Origin of the sequence: Janthinobacterium kumbetense, assembly GCF_023703445.1 — a bacterium.
Classification (GTDB): domain Bacteria; phylum Pseudomonadota; class Gammaproteobacteria; order Burkholderiales; family Burkholderiaceae_D; genus Janthinobacterium; species Janthinobacterium kumbetense.
Genome location: NZ_JAMQGR010000017.1, coordinates 16,201 through 39,235, shown reverse-complemented (window position 1 = coordinate 39,235; position 23,035 = coordinate 16,201). Strand labels below are relative to the sequence as shown.

18 protein-coding genes are annotated in these 23,035 nt (G+C 63.9%); 9 read left to right on the top strand and 9 right to left on the bottom strand.

Annotation, left to right across the window (positions count from 1 at the left end; all coding sequences use genetic code 11):
• Positions 1 to 20 precede the first annotated feature (20 nt).
• Positions 21 to 563, top strand: a complete 543-nt coding sequence (locus NCG91_RS26430; RefSeq protein WP_070291303.1) for a YaeQ family protein — start codon at positions 21 to 23, stop codon at positions 561 to 563.
• 60 nt (positions 564 to 623) lie between these two features.
• Here NCG91_RS26430 and NCG91_RS26425 read toward each other — a convergent pair whose 3' ends face one another.
• Positions 624 to 1,409 carry a head GIN domain-containing protein gene (locus tag NCG91_RS26425; protein WP_251351847.1) on the bottom strand — a complete coding sequence of 262 codons (786 nt, stop codon included), beginning with the start codon at positions 1,407 to 1,409 and terminating at the stop codon, positions 624 to 626.
• A 188-nt stretch (positions 1,410 to 1,597) separates the two neighbouring features.
• Here NCG91_RS26425 and NCG91_RS26420 point away from each other — a divergent pair, with 188 nt between their 5' ends.
• Positions 1,598 to 2,233, top strand: a complete 636-nt coding sequence (locus NCG91_RS26420; RefSeq protein ID WP_152253319.1) for a class I SAM-dependent rRNA methyltransferase — start codon at positions 1,598 to 1,600, stop codon at positions 2,231 to 2,233.
• A gap of 121 nt (positions 2,234 to 2,354) precedes the next feature.
• Here NCG91_RS26420 and NCG91_RS26415 read toward each other — a convergent pair whose 3' ends face one another.
• On the bottom strand, positions 2,355 to 3,629 hold the full coding sequence (locus NCG91_RS26415; RefSeq protein WP_251351846.1) for a cytochrome c: 1,275 nt from the start codon (positions 3,627 to 3,629) through the stop codon (positions 2,355 to 2,357).
• The gene (locus NCG91_RS26410) at positions 3,626 to 4,348 is read right to left on the bottom strand and encodes a c-type cytochrome (RefSeq protein ID WP_251351845.1); all 723 of its coding nucleotides are present in this window, start codon (positions 4,346 to 4,348) and stop codon (positions 3,626 to 3,628) included. The genes NCG91_RS26415 and NCG91_RS26410 overlap by 4 nt, the downstream gene beginning before the upstream one ends.
• A 153-nt stretch (positions 4,349 to 4,501) precedes the next feature.
• Here NCG91_RS26410 and NCG91_RS26405 point away from each other — a divergent pair, with 153 nt between their 5' ends.
• Both NCG91_RS26405 and NCG91_RS26400 read left to right on the top strand, forming a co-directional pair.
• Positions 4,502 to 5,914, top strand: coding sequence for an aminotransferase-like domain-containing protein (locus tag NCG91_RS26405; protein WP_251351844.1), 1,413 nt, complete (start codon positions 4,502 to 4,504; stop codon positions 5,912 to 5,914).
• A 96-nt stretch (positions 5,915 to 6,010) separates the two neighbouring features.
• On the top strand, positions 6,011 to 6,358 hold the full coding sequence (locus NCG91_RS26400; protein WP_034786172.1) for a DUF4870 domain-containing protein: 348 nt from the start codon (positions 6,011 to 6,013) through the stop codon (positions 6,356 to 6,358).
• Between the two features lie 21 nt (positions 6,359 to 6,379).
• Here NCG91_RS26400 and NCG91_RS26395 read toward each other — a convergent pair whose 3' ends face one another.
• Genes NCG91_RS26395 through NCG91_RS26385 form a run of 3 tightly spaced genes read right to left on the bottom strand, consistent with a single transcriptional unit; the run spans position 6,380 to position 7,993 of the window.
• Positions 6,380 to 6,805, bottom strand: a complete 426-nt coding sequence (locus tag NCG91_RS26395; protein ID WP_099664824.1) for an SMI1/KNR4 family protein — start codon at positions 6,803 to 6,805, stop codon at positions 6,380 to 6,382.
• A 21-nt stretch (positions 6,806 to 6,826) separates the two neighbouring features.
• On the bottom strand, positions 6,827 to 7,474 hold the full coding sequence (locus NCG91_RS26390; protein ID WP_077401767.1) for a 3'-5' exonuclease: 648 nt from the start codon (positions 7,472 to 7,474) through the stop codon (positions 6,827 to 6,829).
• Between the two features lie 9 nt (positions 7,475 to 7,483).
• Positions 7,484 to 7,993, bottom strand: coding sequence for a ProQ/FINO family protein (locus tag NCG91_RS26385; protein WP_034758713.1), 510 nt, complete (start codon positions 7,991 to 7,993; stop codon positions 7,484 to 7,486).
• A 566-nt stretch (positions 7,994 to 8,559) separates the two neighbouring features.
• Between NCG91_RS26385 and rpoD the strand changes: the two genes are divergently transcribed.
• Complete coding sequence (rpoD, locus tag NCG91_RS26380; protein ID WP_251351843.1) at positions 8,560 to 11,106, top strand: RNA polymerase sigma factor RpoD; 2,547 nt, start codon at positions 8,560 to 8,562, stop codon at positions 11,104 to 11,106.
• A gap of 59 nt (positions 11,107 to 11,165) precedes the next feature.
• On the opposite strand, the gene NCG91_RS26375 is transcribed toward rpoD, so the two are convergent.
• Both NCG91_RS26375 and ppc read right to left on the bottom strand, forming a co-directional pair.
• Positions 11,166 to 12,923, bottom strand: a complete 1,758-nt coding sequence (locus NCG91_RS26375; protein WP_251351842.1) for a PAS domain-containing sensor histidine kinase — start codon at positions 12,921 to 12,923, stop codon at positions 11,166 to 11,168.
• Between the two features lie 176 nt (positions 12,924 to 13,099).
• Complete coding sequence (gene ppc, locus NCG91_RS26370; protein WP_251351841.1) at positions 13,100 to 15,940, bottom strand: phosphoenolpyruvate carboxylase; 2,841 nt, start codon at positions 15,938 to 15,940, stop codon at positions 13,100 to 13,102.
• Positions 15,941 to 16,183: 243 nt separating this feature from the next.
• Here ppc and hemC point away from each other — a divergent pair, with 243 nt between their 5' ends.
• Genes hemC through NCG91_RS26350 form a run of 4 tightly spaced genes read left to right on the top strand, consistent with a single transcriptional unit; the run spans position 16,184 to position 20,309 of the window.
• The gene (gene hemC, locus NCG91_RS26365) at positions 16,184 to 17,188 is read left to right on the top strand and encodes a hydroxymethylbilane synthase (RefSeq protein ID WP_285817243.1); all 1,005 of its coding nucleotides are present in this window, start codon (positions 16,184 to 16,186) and stop codon (positions 17,186 to 17,188) included.
• Entirely contained in the window at positions 17,181 to 17,963 is a 783-nt protein-coding gene (locus NCG91_RS26360) for a uroporphyrinogen-III synthase (RefSeq protein WP_251351840.1), read from the top strand. Before hemC ends, NCG91_RS26360 begins: the two co-directional genes overlap by 8 nt.
• A complete protein-coding gene (locus NCG91_RS26355; protein WP_077401782.1) occupies positions 17,960 to 19,108 on the top strand; it encodes a uroporphyrinogen-III C-methyltransferase in 1,149 nt (382 codons plus the stop codon). The genes NCG91_RS26360 and NCG91_RS26355 overlap by 4 nt, the downstream gene beginning before the upstream one ends.
• A gap of 4 nt (positions 19,109 to 19,112) precedes the next feature.
• Positions 19,113 to 20,309, top strand: coding sequence for a heme biosynthesis protein HemY (locus NCG91_RS26350; protein WP_071653290.1), 1,197 nt, complete (start codon positions 19,113 to 19,115; stop codon positions 20,307 to 20,309).
• A 108-nt stretch (positions 20,310 to 20,417) separates the two neighbouring features.
• Here NCG91_RS26350 and NCG91_RS26345 read toward each other — a convergent pair whose 3' ends face one another.
• Positions 20,418 to 22,847 (bottom strand): membrane-bound PQQ-dependent dehydrogenase, glucose/quinate/shikimate family, encoded by a 2,430-nt coding sequence (locus NCG91_RS26345; protein WP_251351839.1) that lies wholly within the window; start codon positions 22,845 to 22,847, stop codon positions 20,418 to 20,420.
• Between the last annotated feature and the right edge of the window lie 188 nt (positions 22,848 to 23,035).

The following is a 23,035-nucleotide window of genomic DNA, read 5'->3' as shown; positions in this document are numbered from 1 at the left end:
TTTACCGAGACAGAAACACGATGGCCCTCAAAGCAACAATTTTCAAAGCCGATCTGCAGATCGCCGACATGGACCGCAATTACTACCAGGATCACGCGCTGACCCTGGCGCGCCACCCGTCCGAAACGGACGAGCGCATGATGGTGCGCCTGCTGGCGTTCGCCATCCACGCCGACGAGGCGCTGACGTTTACCAAGGGCTTGTTCGACACGGAAGAGCCCGATCTGTGGCAGAAAGACTTGACGGGCGCCATCCAGCTGTGGATCGAAGTGGGCCAGCCGGACGAAAAGCGTATCCTGAAGGCGTGCGGCCGTTCGGAACAGGTCATCGTCTACAGCTATGGCGCAACCAGCCACATCTGGTGGAAGCAGATCGCGAACAAGCTGGAACGGGCGAAGAACTTGACCGTGATCAACTTGCCATCGGAAGCGGCGCAAGACATGAGCAAGCTGGCGCAGCGCACGATGCAGCTGCAATGCACGATCCAGGATGGCCAGATCTGGCTGACGGACAGCGTCAACACGGTCCTGATCGACCGCGAACCGGTGAAGCCGGCCCGCTGATGTAGCCTGTCTGAAACGCAAAAAGCCCGGATCGCTCCGGGCTTTTGTCATTGCGGGGGCTTAATTCGGCGCCGCGCCCAGCCGCTTGATGCTGCTCGAACGCTGCATGCTGCGGCTGATGCGCGGGTCGCCGTAGTAGCTCACTTCGCCCGAGCCGCCGATACTGATGGTCAAGTCATCCTTGGCCCACACCTGCGCCTCGCCCGAGCCGCCGATGCTCACCTGCACGTCGCGCGCGGCCAGCTTGCCCGCCTGGATATTGCCCGAGCCGCCGATCGAGGCCGTCAGTTGCTCCGTCTTGCCGCTGGCCTTGAAGTTGCCGCTGCCGCCGATGGCGATGGAGACCTGGCGACTGTCGAGGTCGCGCGCGTGGATGGAGCCGGAACCGCCCACGTCGAAGCGCAGATTCTCGGCGCGCAAGCCCGTGGCCGTGATGTTGCCCGAGCCGCCCACGCTGATGCGTTCCACCTGGCGCGCCTGGATGACGATATTCAGGCTGCTCTGGCGGAAGTTGGCGTTGCGCTTGGCGGGGCGGATGCGCAAGGTGCCGTTTTCCACCGCCGTCTCGATCAGCGGCAGGATATTGTCGTCGGCCTCGATGCTGATGCTGTCCGTGTTGCCGATACGCAATTCGACCGTGCCCGGCACGTTCAGCGCCACGGCATGGAAACTGCCCACTTCGCGCGTCTGCTTTTGCAGCTTGCCGCTGCCCTGGATGCTGTTGCCGGAAATCCAGTCGAGCGGCGAGGCCAGCGCCGGCGCGGCCGGGAGGGCCAGCGCGCAGGCGGCCAGCAGCAGGACGGTGGCGGCGCGGGCACGGCGTGGGTGGAAAAGTGTCGGTGTCATTCTTGCTCCCTGTTTGGAATTGGTATACTTGCATGGTATGCCAGCCGGCCGCGCCTGCGTAGCGCGCTGCGACAGACTGCGCCAGCAGCGGCATGGAATGCAGGAGGATGCGACAGGATGGCATGAGGTATCATGCCGGTATTGGATATACGACGACCGGTACGCGCCGGTCACACTACTGGAATTACATGCTGATCATCACCATCAAACAGGGCAAGGAAAAGAGCTTGCTGGGCCAATCGTGGATTTACGCGTCCGCGATTGAAAAAGTCGAAGGCAAGCCGCAGGAAAAAATGAAGCCCGGCTCGACGGCCATCGTGCAAAGCTCATCGAAGCAATTCATCGCCCGCGCCGCCTACAATTCGAAGTCGCAGATCCGCGCGCGCATCTGGAGCTTCAAGGAAGACGAACCGGTCGACCACGCGCTGATCAAGCGCCGCGTCAAGGCCGCCATCGAGAAAAAATTATCTGCCATCAAGAAGGCGGGCGAAAACCAGCTGTTGACCCTGATCAAGGGCGAAGACGAGGGCTTGCCCGGCCTGGTGGTGCAACTGTTCGGCGGCGTGCAAGGCTACCTGATCTGCGAATTCAACGCGGGCGGTGTCGATGCGTGGAAAGTGGCCATCGTGCAATCGCTGATGGCGTCCACGGGGTGCGCCAACGTGTACGAGCGCTGCGACGACCTGATGCGCAAGGGCGAAGGCTTGCCCCTGATCGACGGCGCCCTGGCCGGCGAAGAGCCGCCCGATGAAGTCATGCTGACGGACAACGGCGTGCGTTATGCGCTGGACCTGAAGACGGGGCACAAGAGCAAGTTCCGCTGAGAACGGCTGCTTGACGTGAAAAAACCGGCGCTGGCCGGTTTTTTTATTTTCGCATGCGGCGCGCCTGCAAAACGTTCAGGGCAAGGAGATGCAACGCCGCCATGGACGTTTTTCAGGCGCGCTACTCCAGCGGCACGCTGCGGTACTTATTGACTTCCAGGGCCGACACGGCCGGTGCGTCATTGCCCCACGACGCACGCAGGTACGTGACCACGGCCGCCACTTCCGCATCATCCATGACGGGGCCGAACGGCGGCATGCCGTAGGGGCGCGGGTTGCCTTTTGTTCCGGGCGCGAAGCCGCCGTTGAGCACGAGCCGGATGGCGTTGACGGCCGACGCCGTCGTCAGCGCGCGGTTGCCGGCCAGCGGCGGGTAGCCGGGCGGCACGCCCTTGCCGTCGGCCTGGTGGCAGCTCGCGCATTGCGCCTCATACAGCTTCGCGCCCAGCGCCAGTTGCTGCCGGGCTTGCTCCGACGTGTCGCGCGGCGCCCGTTGCACGGGCTGCGCGGGGCCGGGCAGGCTTTTCAGGTAGACGGCCATCGCTTGCACGTCGGCATTGCTCATGTGCTGCAAGCTTTGCCGCACGACTTCCGCCATGGGGCCGAAGACGGTGGCGCGCGGCGACACGCCCGTTTGCAGCAATTCCACGATATGCGCCGTGTCCCAGTCGCCCAGGCCCGCTTCCGCATCCGACGTCAGCGACGGCGCATACCAGCCCAGCACGGGGATCAGGCCGCCCGACAGGCCGTCGTCGCTGCCGCCCAGGGTCGTGCGGCTGCTATGGCAGGCGCTGCAGTGGCCCAGGCCCTGCACCAGGTAGGCGCCGCGGTTCCATTCCATGCTTTTCCCCGTCAGCGGCTGGTACACGCCCGGCTTGAAGTACAGGGCGCGCCAGGCGGCCAGCGCGATCTGCTGGTTATAGGGGAAGCGCAGCGCGTGCGGCTGGTTGGCTTGCCGGTGCGGCGGCACGCTCTGGAAGTAGGCGTACAGGGCGTCGCTATCCTCGCGCCGCACCTTGGTGTAGCTGGTGTAGGGAAAGGCCGGATACAGCAGCCGGCCATCCTTCGACTTGCCGTTGTGGATGGCGCGCCAGAAATCGTCGGCCGTCCAGCTGCCGATGCCCGTTTCCCTGTCGGCCGTGATGTTGGGTGAAAGCACCTTGCCGAACGGCGTCTGCAAGGCCCGGCCGCCCGCGTAGGGCACGCCGCCGCGCGTCGTGTGGCAAGCCATGCAGTCGCCCGCCTTGGCCAGGTAGGCGCCGCGCGCGACCAGCTGTTCCTGGCTCAGGGTGCTGGCGGCGGCCGGCGGTCCCATGTCGTCCGCCGGCCACAGCAGGAATTTGGCGCCGGCTGCGCCGATGGCGACGATGGCGGCCGCGAGCATCCATTTTTTCATGGCGCCACCTGCGCGCCGGAACCGGGCACGCCGCCGCAATGCAGCGGCAAGGGCAGGGCGATGTTTTCCGCGGGACGCGCGTCGGCGCTGGCCACTTGCGTGCCCAGCCAGGCCGAGACGGCGCCCACATCGGCGTCCGACAGGCGCTGCGCCACTTGCGCCATGCAGTCGGGCGCATGGGCGCGGCGGATGCCGTTCTTCCACGCGCCCAGCTGGGCGTTGATATAGTCGCGCGGCAAACCCAGCAAGCCGGGGATGGCGGGCGCCACGCCGGCCAGTTGCTGGCCGTGGCAGGCGATACAGGCGGGAATTTTCTTGCCGGCATCGCCATGCAGCACCAGCTGCTTGCCCCGCGCCAGGGCCGTCGTGCCGGCGCTGCTGGGCTGGGCCGGCGGCGGGGCAGGGTGCTGTGCCGCAAAAAAGTCGGCAATTTCGCGCAGGTAATCGTCAGGCAAGTGTTCCACCATATAGTTCATCATCGGATACTGGCGCCGTCCCTCGCGAAAGTTCAGCAGCTGGTTGTACAGGTAGCCGGCCGGCTTGCCCGCGATGCGGGGAAAGAAGGCGTCGTGGCGTTCCTTTTGCGCATGACAGGCCGTGCACGCCTTGATGCGCTGTTCCAGGCTGTCGTGGCTGGCGGAAATGCTGGCGGGCGCGGCCAGCGCCGTGGCGGGCAAGGCAATGGACAGCAACAGCACGAGGGGGGAATGCAGTAGCATGGAGAGTTGCATGGAAAAGTAACCTGTCTCGTCGGTCGATGATGGCGTGCCGGTGTTGCTGCCCGGATGTTGTTACCCTAGCATATAACGGGTGCTGTCACTGTGACAGGATCAGTTGTGCAATAAAACTACGGATCAGTTTGAGGAGCAGGGTTGAAACGATATGAGGAATTGGCGGAAGAAGTCGCCGCCATGATCAGCACGCAGCTGTTGTTGCCTGGTGATAAGTTGCCTTCCGTGCGCCAGCAGCATGCGCGCAGGGGCGTGAGCCCGTCGACGGTGTTCCAGGCCTATTATTTGCTCGAAGCGCGCGGCATGATCGTCTCGCGGCCCCGCTCCGGCTACTACGTGGCGCCGCAGCGCGCCGCGCTGGCCCCCGAGCCGGACAGTTCCCGCCCGCTCGACGCCAGCACCACGGTCGATGTCAGCGACCTCGTGTTCGAAGTGCTGGGCGCCGTCGGCGCGCGCGATATCGTGCCTTTCGGCTCGGCGTTTCCCAGCCCGCATCTGTTTCCGATGGAACGGCTGGCGCGGGCCGTGTCGGCCAGCATGCGCCGCCTCGACCCGTGGAGCACGGTCACGGATTTATCGCTGGGCAATGCCGAACTGCGCCGCCAGATCGCCCTGCGCTACCAGCTCGACGGGGTGCTCGTTTCCAGCGATGACATCGTCATCACGAATGGCGCGCTGGAAGCGCTGAACCTGTGCCTGCAAGCCGTCACGCGGCCCGGCGACACGGTGCTGATCGAGTCGCCCAGCTTCTATGCGTGTTTGCAGGCGCTGGAGCGGCTGGAACTCAAGGCAGTCGAGATCGCCACCAGCCCGCGCGACGGCGTCGACCTGGCGGCGCTCGAGGAATTGCTGCTGCGCCACCAGCCCAAGGCGTGCTGGCTGATGACGAATTTCCAGAATCCCCTGGGCAGCCTGATGTCGCCGGAAAAGAAGCGCGCGCTGGTCGAACTGCTGGCGCGCCATGGCGTGCCGCTGATCGAGGATGACGTGTATGGCGAGTTGTATTTCGGCAAGCAGCGCCCCGGGTTGACGAAAAGCCATGACAGCGCGGGTCTGGTGATGCATTGCAGTTCGTTTTCCAAGACCCTGGCGCCCGGCTTTCGCCTGGGCTGGGCCGTGGCGGGCCGCTATGCGCGCCAGGTCGAGCGCCTGAAGCTGACGACGAGCCTGTCGGCGCCCATCCCGCTGCAGATGGCGCTGGCCGATTACCTGGCGGCAGGCGGCTACGACCGGCATTTGCGCCAGCTGCGCCTGACCCTGGCGGCGCAGCAAAATACCATGCTGCAAGCCATCGCCGTGCATTTTCCGCCCGGCACAAGGGTCACGCGGCCGCAGGGCGGTTATTTCGTCTGGGTGGAGATGCCTGCCGGTATCGATGCGCTGGCCTTGCACCGCAGCGCGCTGGCGGCCGGCATCAGCATCGCGCCCGGCCCCATTTTTTCCGCCACGCGCGCGTTTCGCCACTGCATCCGCCTCAATTACGGCCACCCGTGGAGCGCGCAACTGGAAGAAGCCATCGCCACCCTGGGGCGGCTGGCGCTGGCGGCGGCATAGCGGCGAAAAAAAGTCCCTTGCTGCAGCAAGTGTTCCATTCCAAAAAGAAATATTACTGTTATATTGATGTATCTATAACTAATGATGGGAATCATAATGGATAACACGCAGCCGGAAGTGGGTCGTACACAAGATACGACGATCGCCATTCTGTCCCACGTTGGCGGCCTGTTCACCAGCTGGGTGGCGCCGCTGATCATTTATTTGATCAAGAAAGATGATGCGGATAAATTCTCGGCCGAGAACGCCCGCGAAGCGCTGAATTTCCAGATCACCCTGATCATCTGGTATTTCGCCTGCTTCATCCTGTCGTTCGTGCTGATCGGCCTGTTCCTGTTCTGGATCGTGGCGCTGGCCAACCTGGTGTGCTCGATCGTCGCGGCCGTCAAGGCCAGCAATGGCGTCACTTACCGCTATCCCTTGACCTTGCGCCTCGTCAAATAAGGCTGCGCCGGCCGCCGGGTGTCAGCCCGGACGGCCGGGCAGCGCGAGGAATGCGGCAAAGCCGGGCGCCACCGCGGTGGTGGCGCCAGTTTCGTGCGACCACAGCACGACCACGGGCTCGCCCGATGGCCCCGTTTGCGCATAATCAAAACAGTAGTAATCGCCCGTGCCGAACTGGGCGAAGGGCAGCAGGCTGCCGGCCTCGTCGCCTGTCCCCGCATTCTCCAGCCATTCCTGCCAGCCTTCGCGGTAATGGCGTGCTATCGATTCCCACGTCTTGCGCGCATTGGCCGCGTCGTAGACGGGAAACACGCTCAAGGCGCCCAGCGCGCGGCCATTGTTCTCCAATAACCATTGCACATGGGATGCGGGCAGCTGCCGCCCCAGCGCCTGTTCGGCGGCGGCGATCGCGTCAAGCGTGGTGCCGATGGACTTGCTCTTGCTCATGCTGCAGAAAGGCGCGCCGGCTCAGGCGGCGATAGGCGGCGGGGCTGGCGGCGTGCTGGCGCGCGGGGCTTTTTGCGGCGCGACCTTGCCGCCGTCGGCGATCCAGCGGCGGTACACGCGCAGGGCCACTTGCGCATCGTCGGCCGCATACAGGATCTGCTTTTCCGTCAGGCGCGACGTGGCCCAGTTGGTGGTGGAAATCTTTTTCGATTTCTGCAGGTGCAGGCCGAAGAACTTGGCCACGGCCGTCTTCGCGCCCAGGTCGTTGCGCTGGCCGCCGCGCAGGGCGACGGACAGGTCGAGCACCTGGGCCGGGGCGATGCCCAGCTTGTTGCGCAGGCGCTTGACGTCATCGGACAGGCCGAAGCCCACCTTCAGGGTGGTGGTCGATTCGAGGATGGCCTTGAGTTCGGCCAGGGCCGGCGCCGGCGTGCTGCCCACCTGGAACAGGTAGGCGATGTCGTCGGTGGCCAGCTGGATCAGGTGCGGTCCCGTGGAGGATTCGCCCTTCACAAAGGTCGGCTTCGATTCCGTATCGAAGCCGATGGCGTCCGCTGCCAGCAGGGCGGCCATGGCCGCCTGCGCATCATCGCTGGTGCGTACCAGCTTGACGTGGTCGAGTGCAATGCCTTGATAGGGGGGCAGTGGCGGTGCGGCAGCTGTGTCCATGAAACCGGATCAGCCTTTGCGCGAGAATTTCGCGGTCAGCTGATTCAGTTTTTCCAGGCGCAAACGGTTCGCTTCTTCGGCGGCCGCGGCATCGCGCTCGGCTTTCTTGCGCTCGGCTTCCTTCTTGAAGCGTTGCTGCAATACTTGCGTGGCGTGGTCGCGGTGGGTTTGCGTCACTTCCGCGCCGGCGGTGCCGTCGAGGTCGTAGCGTACCTTGGCTTTTTCCATCACGCGCAGGTAACGCAGCGAACCCGTGTGGATGCCCAGCGCCGTGCGCATCAGCTTGCGGTCCAGGTCCGGCAGGCGCGCGAGGATCTGCTTGTCGATACCGATCGACAAGGGCAGGCAATCGCGGAATGGCGGGAATTGCTCCTGGAACTGTTTCAGCAGCGCGCGCGCGGTCAGGCCGGCAGGCGCCGGCGTGGTCGCTGCGGCCGGTGCCGCCGCTGGGGCTGCATCGACTGGCGTGTCAGGAGTGGTGGCTTGCTGGTCTGGCGTGGAGCTGGTCATCGACATCATTGGTTGGGCTATAAAAGGGGAGCATAGCACGCGCCACAGGCAAGTGCATTGTCTTTTTTGGCAACTTGACCTGCGATAAGCGGGTTCGCACTACAGCCGGCACAGCGCGAAATACGGGAAATGTGTATAATGTCGGCTTGCGCTGATGACTGGACCCTGTTTTTGAAGGTCTGGCTCAGGTGTGCAGGGGATAGGAGCAGTGCGGCGCAGGGCCACCATTATTGATATTTTTGATATCGGTTATTCCACTTATCAATTATTCAGATAACGGGCCTTCGTGCATAATCTTGCTCTCCGCTGTGTCTTCACTGAACAACAATAGATTCAAGCCCGTTCTGGTACGGGCTTTTTTTCATTCCGCAATGTACATCGCTTATTTATCTGACCCGGCTTCGGCCCCGCGCTCCTCATGCCGGATGCGCGGGCTATGAACGTCACGATAGACAGGCGCCGCTGCCCTTGACGGCAGCCGCAACAATACGCTCCATCGAGTCCGGTTTCGCAGGCTTAGGTGGAATCATTCACTTCGCGCCGACACCATCTGGTCTCGCATTAAGAGATATCTCATGAAGAATACGCCAAAAACTTTAACGTTGTCCGCCAAGGCGCCACGCCCAGCCGCGGCGCCGCTTGCCGTACCCAAAACGACTTTATCTTACTTCATCGATAATGCGCAAGCGAATCCGGAAGCCACCGTCACGACGGCGCCGACCGTCGTCACCGTGGTGAAGAAAAGCCGCTCGCGCCTGGCTGCCGTGCCGCCGGCCGAAACGGTAGCGGAAGCGGCGGTTGCCGCGCCCGTGGCCGACGCCGCCGACGCCGTGGAAGCGGCGCCTGTCAAGACGTCGAGCGTCAAAGTGGCGCCTAGCGCCAAGGCGGCGCCTGCGCCGCGCAAGGTCAGCGAAAGCGCCGCCACGAACAAGGTGGTGACGGCAGCCCGTTCGAAAGTCGTGCGCGCCAAGCCTGAAGCGGCGCCCGTGACCATCATCACCGGCGCGCAAGTGGTCAGCAAGACCACGGACGCCGACGCGCTGGCCGCTATCGATACCTCGAATTACTTCTTGCCGACCGTCAAGGTGCCGGGCCGCCGTGGCCGCAAACCGAGCGAATTCACGCCGGAAAACGATGAAGTGGCAGCACTGAACGCCGTCGAGCGCGCCGAACTGAAGGCCGTGTCGAAAGCGCGCGACCGCAAGGCCAAGGGCGGCCTGGCCGATGCGCTGGGCGATCCGGAAGCATCGGCAGCGGACCTGGAACGCCGCCGCAAGCAGATCACGGGCTTGATCAACATGGGCAAGGAACGCGGTTTCCTCACCTATGCCGAGATCAATGACCAATTGCCGGAAAACATCATCGATCCGGAAGCCATCGAAGGCATCATCGCCACCTTCAACGACATGGGCATCGCCGTCTACGAGCGCGCCCCTGACGCGGAAAGCCTGTTGTTGACTGACAACGTCGCCACCGTCACCAGCGACGATGAAGTGGAAGCGGCTGCCGCGACCGCCCTGTCGACGGTCGACTCCGACTTCGGCCGCACCACCGACCCCGTGCGCATGTACATGCGTGAGATGGGCGCCGTGGCGCTGCTGACGCGCGAAGGCGAGATCGAGATCGCCAAGCGCATCGAAGGCGGCTTGAAGGACATGATCCAGGCGATTTCCGCCTGCCCGACCACCATCGGCGAAATCGTTGCGCTGTCGCAAAAAATCGCGCGCGACGAAATCAAGGTCGATGAAGTGGTCGACGGCTTCGTCGATTTGAACGAAAGCAATGCCCCGGCGCCTGCCGCTGCCGCCGCGCCCGCCGCCGCCAGCGGTGACGACGAGGAAGAGGAAGAAGAAGCCGAGGAAGAAGACGGCGACGCCAATGGCGGCGCGGCCGGTTTCTCCAGCGAACAATTGGCCCAGCTGAAAAAGAATGCGTTGGAGAAATTCAACGTCATTTCGACGCAGTACGACAAGATGCGCAAGGCGCCCGAGGGTTACAACTCGAAAGCCTACGTCAAGGCGCAGGAAGCCATTTCGCAGGAATTGCTGGGCATCCGCTTCACGGCCAAGGTCGTGGAAAAGCTGTGCGACACCCTGCGCGGCCAGATGGAAGAAGTGCGCCACATCGAGCGCGCCGTGCTGGAACTGTGCGTGAACAAATGCGGCATGCCGCGTGCCCACTTCATCAAGGTGTTCCCGGGCAATGAATGCGATCTGGAATGGGTCGACCGCGAAGTCGACTGCAAGTATCCGTACAGCGCCATCCTCAGCCGCAACGTGCCTGCCGTCAAGGAACTGCAAAAGAAGATGATCGACCTGCAAGCCCGCGTGGCCCTGCCGCTGGCAGACTTGCGCAAGATCAACAAGCAGATGGCTGCCGGCGAAAAGCGCGCGCGTCACGCGAAACGCGAAATGACGGTCGCCAACTTGCGTCTGGTTATTTCGATCGCCAAGAAATACATCAACCGCGGCTTGCAATTCCTCGACCTGATCCAGGAAGGCAACATCGGTCTGCTGAAGGCTGTCGATAAATTCGAATACCGCCGCGGCTACAAGTTCTCGACCTACGCCACCTGGTGGATCCGCCAGGCCATCACGCGTTCGATCGCCGACATGGCCCGCACCATCCGCGTGCCGGTGCACATGATCGAAACGATCAACAAGATGAACCGCATCTCGCGCCAGATCATGCAGGAAACGGGCAGCGAGCCGGACTTGGCGACCCTGGCCGTCAAGATGGAAATGCCGGAAAACAAGGTGCGCGAGATCATGAAGATCGCGAAAGAGCCGATTTCCATGGAAACGCCGATGGGCGAAGATGGCGATTCGCAACTGGGTGACTTCATCGAAGACAACACGACCCTGGCGCCGCTGGACGCCGCGTTGCACGCATCGATGCGCAATGTGATCAAGGAAGTGCTGGACTCCCTGACGCCGCGCGAAGCGAAAGTGCTGCGCATGCGTTATGGCGTGGAAATGTCGAACGACCACACGCTGGAAGAAGTGGGCAAGCAGTTCGACGTGACGCGCGAGCGCATCCGCCAGATCGAAGCGAAAGCCATGAGCAAGCTGCGCCAGCCTTCGCGTTCGGACAAGCTGAAAACCTTCTTGACGCAAAATTAAGTAGTCAGCAGGCAATAAAAAAGAGGCGCAAGCCTCTTTTTTTTCGCCCTGGAATTGTCCTAGGCTTCGACGGCCTGGCTTTTGGCGATCGGCAGGCGGATGGCCAGCGCCGTGCCTTGGCCCTCCTGGCTGTCGATGCGCAGTTCGCCGCCCAGCGCATGGACACGTTCGCGTATGCTCTTCAGGCCGAAGGCGGCCTTCTTGCCGTGGGCGTCCGGCTGCATGCCGATGCCGTTGTCGCTGATGCGCAGCACGATGGCATCCGTATCTTGCGCCAGCGCCACTTCCACCTCGCTGGCCTGGGCGTGGCGCACGATGTTCGACAGCGATTCCTGCAGCACGCGGAAGATGGCCGACGTCTGGCGCTGGTCCAGGCCCAGGTCGGGCGCCTCGCTGTCGAGCGAGAGCTGGTAGCGGATGGCACCGCGGCTTTCCATCTGGCGTATCAGCCATTCGGCTGCCGGGCCCAGGCCCAGCTCCAAGGTGCTGGGATGCAAGTCATTGATGATGGTGCGCACCGAGCGGATGGTGGCGTCGATGGTGTCGAGCACGCGCTGGGCGTGGCGGTGCAGGCGCGGGTGGGTCCTGGCCGTGCGCGCGTGCAGCAGCGACACGTCGATGCGCAGCACCATCAGGTTCTGGCCCAGGTCGTCATGAATGTCGAGCGCGATGCGGCGCCTTTCCTCTTCCTTGATGGTCTGCTGGTGGTCGGTCAGTTCGCGCAGCTGGGCCAGGGTGCGCTGCAGGTTCTCCTCGTTGCGCTTGCTTTCCGTGATGTCAATGCCCATGGCGATGATCATCTGCGGCCGGCCTTGCGCATCGAAGATGGGTTTTTTATGCGTCTGCAGCAGGCGGTTTTCCTGCAGCCGCGCATTCCACACGAGTTCTTCGCGGATCACCACCTGGCGGCTGGCAAACGCTTCCTGGTCCGCCGCGTGGAATGCCTGGGTCTGGTCCGAGGGAAAGTGCTGCACGTCGCGTCCCTCGGCGATATCCTGGAATAGCACGCCCCATTGCTGCTCGCAAGCCTGGTTCATCAGCAGCATGCGCGAATCGGCGTCTTTCAGGAACAGCGACAGGGGCATCATGGAAATGATGTCCTGCAGTCGCTCTTCGCTGCGCGCCAGGGCCGCTTCCGTTTGCGCGCGCATGGCGATTTCCGCGGAGAGCTGGAGATTGACGTCGAGCAGCTGGGCCGTGCGCAAGGCCACGCGGCTTTCCAGCTCCGCATGGGCGACGGTCAGCGCGTGTTCGGCCCGCTTGTGTTCCGTGATGTCGCTGGCCATGACCAGCGCTCCCGTCAGGGTGCCGCGCTGGTCGTACAGGCGGCGTCCGCTGAGCATGGCCCAGCGTTCCGAGCCGTCGCCATGCTGGTAATGCAGTTCTCCCATGCAACTATCCGTCGCCGTCTGGCGCAGCGGACACAGGCGCAGCAAGGTGGCTTCGTCGTGGAATTCGTCCATCGAGTGGTCCAGCAGTTGTTCCGAGGGGACGCCCAGCATGTCGCACAGGCGCTGGTTGACGTGCAGGATGCGGCCGTGCGCATCCGTTTGCCACATGCCGTCCTGCGCCGTTTCGCTCAGGTGCTGGTAGCGCATCAGGCTATCGTCGAGCTGTGCGCGCGTCAGGGCCAGGTGGCTGCGCAGCTTGCGCATCAGCCAGAGGACGGCGACGGCGGCGGCCAGCAGCAGCAGGGCCAGCCAGACATGCTGCCAGAAATCGAGTTCTTGCCAGGCCGCGCCGGCGAACCAGCCCAGCATGATCAGGATGAGGGCGCCGCAAGCGCCACTCAGGGTTTCAATCGACCATTTGCTCATCCGCGTCCCTGGCGTCGTGGTTGGCCGCTGCCGTGCGCCTGGCGCCGGAGAGGGGAAGGTATCCGACACTAGTGTAATACCAATTGTTGTTTTCTTGAGAATATTTTTCCATTGGGCAAGCAAAAGGGCCGGCCCTTGCGGTGCCGGCCCTGTTTGCCGATGGCAAGGCGGTGCGATCAGCCCGTGTTGCGCAGGCCGGCCGCCACGCCATTGATCGACAGCTGGATGCCGCGGTGCACCCTTTCGTCGATCCGGCTTTCCGCCGACAGGGCGCGGTTGCGTTTGATCAACTCCACCTGCAAGTGGTTCAGCGGGTCGAGATAGGCGAAGCGGTTCTGGATCGAACGGGCCAGCAGGGGATTGCCCGCCAGGCGTTCCGTGTTGCCGGTGATCAGCTCCAGGCAGCGCAGGGTGTTGCCGTGCTCGTCAGTGATGCGCTTGTAGATGCGTTCGCGCAAGCCCTGGTCCGCCACCAGTTCCGCATAGCGCGAGGCGATCGCCAGGTCCGTCTTGGCCAGCACCATGTCCATGTTCGACAGCAGGGTAGCGAAGAATGGCCATTCGGCGTACATGGCGCGCAGGGTGGCGATCCTGTCATCTTTCGCGGCCCCGTCGGCTTGCTTGATCCACGTTTCGATGGCGCTGCCGAAGCCGAACCAGCCCGGCAGCAGCAAGCGGCACTGGCCCCAGGAAAAGCCCCAGGGAATGGCGCGCAAGTCTTCGATGCGCTGGTTGGCCTTGCGCGAGGCGGGGCGCGAACCGAGGTTCAGCTCGGCGATTTCCGCGATCGGCGTAGCCGAGAAGAAATATTCCGTAAAACCCGGCGTTTCATACACGAGGTGGCGGTAGGCGTGATAGGCGAGGTCCGACAGTTGCGCCATCACGGCTTCGAACTGCGCCAGCTGGCCGTTGCGGGCCGGATTGGCTTCCTGCGGCGCCAGGCTCGCTTCCAGGGTGGCGGCCACCAGCAATTCCAGGTTGCGCCGGCCGATTTCCGCGTTGGAAAACTTCGAGGCGATGATCTCGCCTTGCTCCGTCAGGCGGATCTGGCCGTTGACGGTGCCCGGCGGCTGGGCCAGGATGGCTTCGTAGCTGGGTCCGCCGCCACGGCCCACCGTGCCGCCGCGGCCATGGAACAGGCGCAGCTTGACGCCGGCCTTCTGGAAGTCACTCACCAGCGCCAGTTCCGCCTTGTACAGTTCCCAGTTGGACGTGAGGAAGCCGCCATCCTTGTTCGAATCGGAATAACCGAGCATGACTTCCTGCAACTGTCCCTGCTTGGCGATCAATTGTTTGACCAAAGGCAAGGCCATGACCTGGCTCATGATGCCGGCCGCGCGCTGCAGGTCGGGGATCGTCTCGAACAGGGGGATGACCATCAGCTCGCAGATGCTGTCGCCAGTTTGCCAGTCGGTGCGCAGCAAGCCCGTTTCCTTTTGCAGCAGCAACACTTCCAGCAAGTCGGACACGGTTTCCGTGTGCGAGATGATGTAGTTGCGGATGGCCCGCGCGCCGTAGCGCTGGCGGATGTCGCGCGCCGCGCGCAGGATCGCCAGTTCGGAATCCGTTTCCGCCGCGTAGGCGATGTAGGGCGAGTACAGCAGGCGCGGCTGGGCTAGTTCGTTCAGCAGCAGCGCCTGCTTATCTTCCTCGGACAGGGCCGTGTAATCGGCGGCCACGCCGCTTTTCGCGAACAGGTCGGCCAGCACGCGCTCGTGCACGTCCGAGGTCTGGCGCATGTCCAGCGACGCCAGGTGGAAACCGAAGATGTCGGCTGCGCGCGCCAGGGTGGCCAGGCGCGGGCGCACGAGGGCGGCGCCGTGGTGCGACTCGAGCGAGGCGACGATGGTGCGCAGGTCGGCCACAAAGGCGGCCGCGTCCGGGTAGGCGGCCGCTGCGCCCACTTCCTTGCGCAGGATGTTGGTGGCGCCCAGGGCGCGGGCCGTGGCGGCCAGGCGCGCATAGATGCCGATCAGGGCGCGGCGGTACGGCTCGTCGCTGCGGTGCGGCGAGGCGTCGGGCGACTGGTCGGCCAGCGCCTGCAGTTCGGCGCTCACGCCCACCATCAGGGTCGAGACGGACAATTCCGCGCCCAGCGCATGCGCTTCGTCGAGGTAAAAGTCGAGGATGGTGGTGGCGTGGCGCGCCAGCGCGTGCTGCATGGTGCCCGCGTTGACGTTCGGGTTGCCGTCGCGGTCGCCGCCGATCCAGCTGCCCATCTGCACGTAGGCGGCGTTGATGGGCTCGATCGTGCCGTCGCCGTTCGGGTATTCGGCGGCGATATCGTCCTCGATGTCGTCGTACAGGCCCGGCAGTTCGCGCAGGAAGGTGATGCGGTAGTAGGACAGGGCGTTTTCGATCTCGTCGGCCACCGTCAGCTTCGAGTAGCGCAGCATGCGCGTCTGCCACAGGGTGGCCACGCGCGAGCGCAGCAGCTGCATGTTGGCGTGCCGCTCTTTCGGCGTCTGCGGCAAGTCGCGCTCGGCCAGCAGGCGGGCAATGTCGTGCTCGGCGTCGAGGATGCTCTTGCGCTGCACTTCCGTCGGGTGGGCCGTCAGCACGGGGGCGATCAGGGCGTCCTGGAAGAAGGTGTCGACCGTCTTGCGCGGCACGCCGGCCAGGCGCAGTTTTCTCAGCGCGAAGCTGACGCTGCCCTTTTGCGCCGGCGAGCCGGCCAGCAGGTGGGCGCGGCGGCGGCGGATGTGGTGTTGATCTTCCGCAATGTTGGCCAGGTGCGAAAAGTAGGAAAAGGCGCGCACGACGGAAATCGTCTGCTCGCGGCTCAGTTCCTTGAGCATGGCGTCGAGTTCCAGCGCGGCACCCGCGTCCGCTTCGCGGCGGAAGCGCACGGACGTCTGGCGTATGGTTTCCACCACATTGAAGACGGCGTCGCCTTCCTGTTCGCGCAGCACGTCGCCCAGCAGGCGGCCCAGCAGGCGGATGTCTTCTTTCAGCGGCGCATCCTTGTCGGAGCCGGTCGCTGGAACTATTTCTGGTGCTACTGCGTCATTGAGCATAATAAAGAACCAAAGTAAGTGTAAAAGCAAGGGAATGTGGATCGCACCGGGCGTTTGGCCGCAGAGGGGAGGGGGCGCATGATAAAATTTGTGGTCTTCAACATGGACGCTAGCCTGACTTGGCCTTCTAGGCTAAGCGATAACGATTATAGCGACGCCAGGCGCCACCCGATACAAAATTGATATCAGACGGGTGAAATGGCAACGATAATGACAACGACAGCCACAGCGAAAGAACTTGTTTTGAAAGCATCCGAATTGACCCCGAACGAATTGAATATTCCTGCCCGCCTGGTGATCGCCACGCGCGAGAGCCGTCTTGCCATGTGGCAAGCTGAACACGTGCGCGCCCGCCTGGCCGCCCTGTATCCGCAGTGTAGCGTCGAAATTCTCGGCATGACCACACGCGGCGACCAGATTCTGGACCGCGCCTTGTCCAAGGTAGGCGGCAAGGGCCTGTTCGTCAAGGAGCTGGAAGTGGCGATGGAAGAAGGCCGCGCCGACCTGGCCGTGCATTCGCTGAAAGACGTGCCGATGGAGTTGCCGGAAGGCTTTGCCCTGGCCGCCATCCTCGAGCGCGAAGACCCGCGCGATGCGTTCGTGTCGAACGATTACGCCAGCCTGGCCGAGCTGCCGCACGGCGCCGTCGTCGGCACCAGCAGCCTGCGCCGCCAGTCGCTGATCGCCGCGCGCTACCCGCACCTGACGATTCTGCCCCTGCGCGGCAATCTCGATACGCGTTTGGGCAAGCTGGACCGTGGCGACTACGCGGCCATCATCCTGGCCGCCGCCGGCTTGAAACGCCTGGGCCTGGCGTCGCGCATCCGCGCCGTGCTGGCGCCGGAAGACAGCTTGCCGGCCGCCGGCCAGGGCGCCATGGCGATCGAGATCCGCAGCGGGCGCGCGGACGGCGCCGACCTGGTGCGCCTGCTGGCGCCGCTGAACCACATGGCCACGGCGCAAGCCGTCACGGCCGAGCGCAAGGTGTCGAAGATCTTCGGCGGCAGCTGCCAGATTCCGCTGGCCGCGTTCGCCACCGTCGAGGGCGGGCAGATGCGCTTGCGCGCCATGGTCGCCACGCCGGACGGCGCGCGCATGGCCAGCGCCGAGCTCGAAGGTGCTGCCGGCGCGCCGGAACAGCTGGGCGAGCAAGTGGCCGAATTGTTGCGCGGGCAAGATGCCGCCGGCATCCTCGCCTCGTGTGCCGTCACGCCCGACAACCATGAAGGCCTGGCGCCGCATGCCTGATACCGTGGTGATCACGCGGCCCGCGGCGCAAGCGGGGCCGCTGGCCGCCCGTATCGCGGCGCTGGGCTGGCCCGTGACCCTGCTGCCGCTGCTGGAAATCCACGCGCTTGACGGCGCAGAGGAATGCGCGCGGCTGCAAGCCGTGCTGGCCCGCCTGAGCGATTACGACCTGGTGGCGTTCGTCTCGCCCAACGCCATCGATTGCGTCTTTGCGCATCTGCCCGCCTGGCCTGCCGGCCTGCCGCTGGCCGTGGTGGGCGAGGGCAGCAGGATGGCCCTGGGCGCGCACGGCGTCACGGACGCCAACGCGACCATCACGAGTCCGCTGGACACGGCGCGCAGCGACTCCGAACATTTGTTATTGGCGCTGGACTTGCCGGCCCTGCGCGGCAAGCGCGTGCTGATCGTGCGCGGCGATGGCGGACGCGATTACCTGGCCGACGGCTTGCGCGCCGCGGGAGCCACTGTCGAGTTCGTCACGGCTTACCGCCGCAAGGTGCCAAGGCTGACGCCCGCCTTGCGGGCGACCCTGGAAAACCTGTTGCAGCATAATAATGACTGGATCATCACCAGCTCGGAAGCGCTGCGCGGCTTGCTGGCGCTGCTGGGCGAAATGGATGCTGAAAAGGCGGCTGTTGTGAAAATGCAACAGCAGCATCTGATCGTGCCGCACGCCCGCATTGCACAAACGGCGGCGGCCCTGGGTTTTGCCCGAGTCACCTTGACAGGATCAGGCGACGCAGGAGTGCTCGCCGCGTTACAATCACGACCATGAACGAAATGCCTACACTCTCCGAACCGAATGCAACGCCTGGCAGCGCCGTGAAGACGGCGCCGCAGGCGGCCGACCAACCTGCCGGCCGCGCGCCGACCCTGCTGGAACAGCTGCAAAAGCCCATGAGCATCGCCGTCATCGTGCTGGCCGTGCTGCTGGCTGCGCAAAGCTGGTCGACCAGCAAGCAGATCCGCAACCTGCGCGAAGAAGTGGCCAAGCGCCTGCAAAAAGGCGATGTCAGCAATGCCGAAACGGGCGTGCTGGCGCGCAACGTGCAAGAAGGCACGAAAGAGCTGCAAATCAAGGTGGGCGCGCTGGAAAACCGCCAGAGCGAAACGCAAAGCCAGCAGCTTGCGCTGGAACAACTGTACAACGACTTGTCGAAGAACCGCGACGAGTGGGCGCTGACGGAAATCGAGCAAGTGCTGTCGACGGCCAGCCAGCAGCTGCAACTGGCCGGCAACGTGCCCGGCGCGCTGATCGCCCTGCAGAACGCCGACCGCAGCCTGTCGCGTTCCGACAAGCCGCAATTCATCACCATCCGCCGCGCCATCGGGCGCGACATGGAAAAATTGAAAGCCCTGCCCAGCGTCGATTCGACGGGCGTGGCCCTGCGCCTCGACGCCGTGATCGCCCAGGTCGATTCGCTGCCGATGCTGTCCGACGAAACTCCGGCCTTGCCGGCCGCACCGGAAAAACCGGGCAAGGCCAAGCCCGTGCGCGATGCGAGCGGCAAGCTGATGGGGCCGCCTGCGCCGGAACCGCTGCTGCAAAAAGTGCGCGACGGCTTCAATACCTGGAGCGGCGACATGTGGGCCGACGTGCGTCAATTGATACGCATCCGCCGCGTCGATACGCCGGAAGCGCTGATGCTGTCGCCGACGCAATCGTATTTCTTGCGTGAAAACGTCAAGTTGCGCCTGCTCAATGCCCGCATGGCCTTGTTGTCGCGCAATGAAACGGCTTTCCGCAATGATTTGATCGCCGCACAGGATGCGCTGGCCAAGTATTTCGACACCCGCGCCAAGAGCACGCAGACGGCGCAAGCCCTGCTGCGCCAGGTGCAGGGCAGCAACCTGGCCATCGAAATGCCAACCTTGTCCGACAGCCTGACGGCTGTGCGCAACTACAAAGCGAAGTCCTGAGCCCATGCGTCTATTTCTCTGGTTACTCGCCCTGATGGCCGCGGCGATCGGTATCGCCGTGACGGCCCGTTTCAACCCCGGCAACGTGGTGTTGTTCTATCCGCCATACCGCATCGATTTGTCGCTGAATTTCTTCCTGTTGCTGCAGGTCGTGCTGTTCGTGCTGCTGTACCTGCTGGTGCGCGCCGTGCGCGCCACCGTGCGCATGCCGGCGCAAGTGGCGGCCTACCGCCAGCGCAAGCGTGAGCGCGACGGCAACAAGGGCTTGCGCGAAGCCTTGAAAGCCCTGTTCGAAGGCCGTTTCGGTCATGCCGAGAAGGCTGCCTTGCGCGCCGCCGAGCTGGAAGAGAACGCTGGCCTGGCCGCGCTGATCGGCGCGCGCGCCGCGCACCGCATGCGCCAGTCCGAACGCCGCGACAGCTGGCTGTCGCGCGTCGAAGGCGATGCCAGCCTGAAGACGGCCCGCTTGATGACGGTGACGGAATTGCTGGTCGACGACCACCAGCCGGAAGCGGCCCTGGCCGCCGTGCGCGAACTCAATGCCAGCGGCACGCGCCACATCCACGCGCTGCAATGGTCGCTGAAAGCCGAGCAGCAGGCGAAGAACTGGCCGGAAGTGCTGCGCCTCGTGCGTTCGCTCGACAAGCACCGCGCCCTGCATCCGGCCCTGTCGTCGCGCCTGCGCGAACTGGCCTACGACCATCTGCTGTCCGACCCCTCGCATGACGCCGAGTCGCTGATGCGCGTGTGGTCCACCGTGCCAAGCGCCGACCGGGTCAAGCCGTATATCGCCTGCCGCGCCGCCACGGCCCTGAATGCGCGCGGCCTGCACGATGAAGCGCGCCTCGTGTGCGAAGAATCGCTGGCCGCCGACTGGGACGAGCGCGTCGTGCGCGCCTACCGCGAAGCGGCGGCGCCAAGCGGCACGCCGGCCCTGCTGCTGCAGATCGAGCATTGCGAGCAATGGATGAAGCAGCGTCCGCTGGATGCGGAACTGGCGCTGACCCTGGGTACCTTGTGCCTGAAGCAAAAACTGTGGGGCAAGGCCCAGCGTCACCTGGAGCAGGCCTTGTCGGATGCCAACGAGCCGCAGATGGTGCGCGACGCCCACCTGAAGCTGGCGCAGATGCACGACGCCCTGCAGCAGACGGAACAGGCTGCCGCGCATTACCGGCAGTGTGCACTGGCTACTATCCTGTAAGCCGTTTTGTAAGCCAATTGTCCAGACGTAAAAAAGCCGTTCAGTGCAGACTGAACGGCTTTTTCTTTGTGCGCACCCCATGGCGGAGTGCGCTGCTACCTGACTAACTTACTTCTTCGTTACCGCAGTGCCTTCCGGCAAGGCATACGCGACCAGGGTGTCGCTCATCTTCGTGCCCAGCGAACCGTGGCCGCCGGCCATGACGACGACGAACTGGCGTCCCGACTTGTTCGACACATAGCTCATCGGCGTAGCCTGGCCGCCGGCTGGCAGGCGGGCTTTCCAGATCACTTTGCCGTTGCTGACGTCGTAGCCGCGGATGTAGTAGTCGAGCGTGCTGCTGAGGAAGGTCACGCCGCCGCCCGTGGTGACCATGCCGCCCAGGCTGGGCACGCCCAGCGGCAAGGGAATCGGCACGGGACCGCTGTCGCGCGTGGTGCCGTTCTTGTGCATCCACACTTTCTTCATGGTACGCAGGTCGACGGCGGCCACATAGCCCCATGGCGGTGCCTGGCATGGGAAGCCCAGCGGCGACAGGAAGGCCTTGATTTCCACGGCGAACGGCACGCCCGTCTGCGGTTGCAAGCCCATTTCGCCGCCCGTGCCGCCCTTGGCCGTCGTTTCCGCGCGCGGCACGAGTTTTTCCAGGAAGCCCATGTAGTCAGGGTTGACGATCAACAACTGGCGCACGGGGTCGATGGCCGCGCCGCCCCATTCGAAGATGCCCAGCGGGCCCGGCGAGATGACGGCGCCCTTGCCGGCCGTTTGCGGCGTGAACGGGCCTTCATAGCGGCGTTCCTTGAAGATGATGCGGCAAGCGAGCTGGTCGAACGGCGTGGTGCCCCACATGTCCGCTTCGCTGATATTGCGCTCTGGCAAGAAGGTCAGGGCCGAGAACGGCTGCGTGGGCGACAGGGTGTCGCCGGCGGCAGGATTGCTCGTTGGCACTGGTTTTTCCGGCGCCGGCACGACCAGGCTGCCGTCGCGGCGGTCGATCACGTAGATGTCGCCGCGTTTCGTCGTGGCAACAACAGAGGGCACTTTACCTTTCGGCGTGTCGATGTCGACCAGGCTCGGCTGGCCGCCGATGTCCATGTCCCAGATATCGTGGTGCACGGTCTGGTAGACCCAGCGTACTTTCCCCGTCGCCAGGTCCAGCGCGACGATGGCGCTGTTGAATTTCTCGCCATTCTTGTTGCGGTTGCCGCCCCAGGTATCGGGGGTTTCATTGCCCATCGGAATGTAAACCATGCCCAGCTTTTCATCGATGCTGGCCACGCCCCACGAGTTGGGCGAGTTGTTGGTGTAGTTCTTGCCTTCAGGGAAAGGCGCCGTATCTTCCGGCGTGGCCGGGTCCCAGTTCCACATCAGCTTGCCGGTGACGGGATCGTAGCCGCGGATCACGCCCGATGGTTCTTCCGTCGAATGGTTGTCCGTCACGCTGGCGGCGATCACGGCCATTTTCTGCGAGACAGCCGGCGGCGACGTTGGCATCAGGAAACCGCGCTTGATCATGGCCATGTTTTTATACAGGTTGACGACGCCGTTGTTGCCAAAGCTCTTGCACGACTCGCCCGTATCGGCGTTGACGGCGATCATGGTGCCGTCCATGGTCGGCGCCAGGATGCGGCGCGGGCATTCCATGCCGGCAGCTTCGGGAGCCGGATTGTTCTTCGCCCGGCCCGCGTTCACGTCCCAGTAGGCGACGCCACGGCAGATCATGTGCTGGTAGCTGGCCGCGTCGCGGTTGATCTTTGGATCGTGGCGCCAGATTTCCTTGCCCGTGTCCGGGTTCAGGGCGATGACGATATTGTGCGGCGTGCACAGGTACAGCATGTCATTGACCTTCAGCGGCGTGACTTCGTTGGCGATCTCGCCCGGGTCGTTGGGACCCTTGAAGTCGCCCGTGTGGTAGGTCCAGGCTTCTTTCAGGCCGGAAATATTCGCGGGCGTAATCTGTGCGGCCGGGGCATAGCGGTCGCCATAGCCGGAGCGGCCATACGCGGACCAGTCGTTGTGCTCGACGCCGGGCGCGAAATCGCCGGAGGCCGTGGCGGCCATGTTTTCGGCCGGCACGTCGCCATGCAGGTCATGGTAATCCTGGAACAGGGCGATGACGCCGGCGATGACGGTCAGGGCCACGGCGGCGGAGAGGGCCGTCTTGCCCGCTTGCGGCTGTTTCGCTGCGTCGGCGGGTGGGGCCAGGCGGCGGCTGACGAAGGGCAGCAGCAGCCAGACGGCGGCGGCAAACCAGATGTCCAGGCGCGGCAGCAATTGCCACCAGTCGAATTTCACTTCAATGAGGGACCAGATGAGGGTGGCGAGCAGCAGCAGCGCCATGCACGGTTGCGCGCTGCGCTTGCCCTGGAATACCAGCGCGCCGGCGATCAGCATGCCTATACCGGCCAGCAAGTAGTACCAGGAGCCGCCGAGCGTGGCCAGCCAGATGCCGCCGCCCAGCAGGGCGAGGCCAAACAGAATGAAAATAACGCCGGTGACCTTTAATAAAGGACCGGGCCGGAAAGAGGGAATCATCATATTCCTTTTTGCAAGGATTTATCGGTGGCGCGTGATGCGCCATATTGAATTCAGGGAAGGCGTCGATTGCAGAATATACAAAGTTTGGAATCACCAGAATGTGACAGTTTATCAGAATTGATGATTGTCTTCCGGTAGCGCCATTTTTTGGCGGGGCTCTTATTTGAATAAAATAAACACTTCAAATA

Coding starts and splice junctions, on each gene's coding strand:
- NCG91_RS26395 (WP_099664824.1), bottom strand. CDS start 6,805: ATGAGCAAGAGCAAGTCCATCGGCACCACGCTTGACGCGATCGCCGCC.
- NCG91_RS26345 (WP_251351839.1), bottom strand. CDS start 22,847: ATGATGATTCCCTCTTTCCGGCCCGGTCCTTTATTAAAGGTCACCGGC.
- ppc (WP_251351841.1), bottom strand. CDS start 15,940: ATGCTCAATGACGCAGTAGCACCAGAAATAGTTCCAGCGACCGGCTCC.
- rpoD (WP_251351843.1), top strand. CDS start 8,560: ATGAAGAATACGCCAAAAACTTTAACGTTGTCCGCCAAGGCGCCACGC.
- NCG91_RS26350 (WP_071653290.1), top strand. CDS start 19,113: ATGCGTCTATTTCTCTGGTTACTCGCCCTGATGGCCGCGGCGATCGGT.
- NCG91_RS26400 (WP_034786172.1), top strand. CDS start 6,011: ATGGATAACACGCAGCCGGAAGTGGGTCGTACACAAGATACGACGATC.
- NCG91_RS26430 (WP_070291303.1), top strand. CDS start 21: ATGGCCCTCAAAGCAACAATTTTCAAAGCCGATCTGCAGATCGCCGAC.
- NCG91_RS26425 (WP_251351847.1), bottom strand. CDS start 1,409: ATGACACCGACACTTTTCCACCCACGCCGTGCCCGCGCCGCCACCGTC.
- NCG91_RS26385 (WP_034758713.1), bottom strand. CDS start 7,993: ATGATGTCGATGACCAGCTCCACGCCAGACCAGCAAGCCACCACTCCT.
- NCG91_RS26390 (WP_077401767.1), bottom strand. CDS start 7,474: ATGGACACAGCTGCCGCACCGCCACTGCCCCCCTATCAAGGCATTGCA.
- NCG91_RS26420 (WP_152253319.1), top strand. CDS start 1,598: ATGCTGATCATCACCATCAAACAGGGCAAGGAAAAGAGCTTGCTGGGC.
- NCG91_RS26375 (WP_251351842.1), bottom strand. CDS start 12,923: ATGAGCAAATGGTCGATTGAAACCCTGAGTGGCGCTTGCGGCGCCCTC.
- NCG91_RS26360 (WP_251351840.1), top strand. CDS start 17,181: ATGCCTGATACCGTGGTGATCACGCGGCCCGCGGCGCAAGCGGGGCCG.
- NCG91_RS26355 (WP_077401782.1), top strand. CDS start 17,960: ATGAACGAAATGCCTACACTCTCCGAACCGAATGCAACGCCTGGCAGC.
- NCG91_RS26410 (WP_251351845.1), bottom strand. CDS start 4,348: ATGCTACTGCATTCCCCCCTCGTGCTGTTGCTGTCCATTGCCTTGCCC.
- NCG91_RS26415 (WP_251351846.1), bottom strand. CDS start 3,629: ATGAAAAAATGGATGCTCGCGGCCGCCATCGTCGCCATCGGCGCAGCC.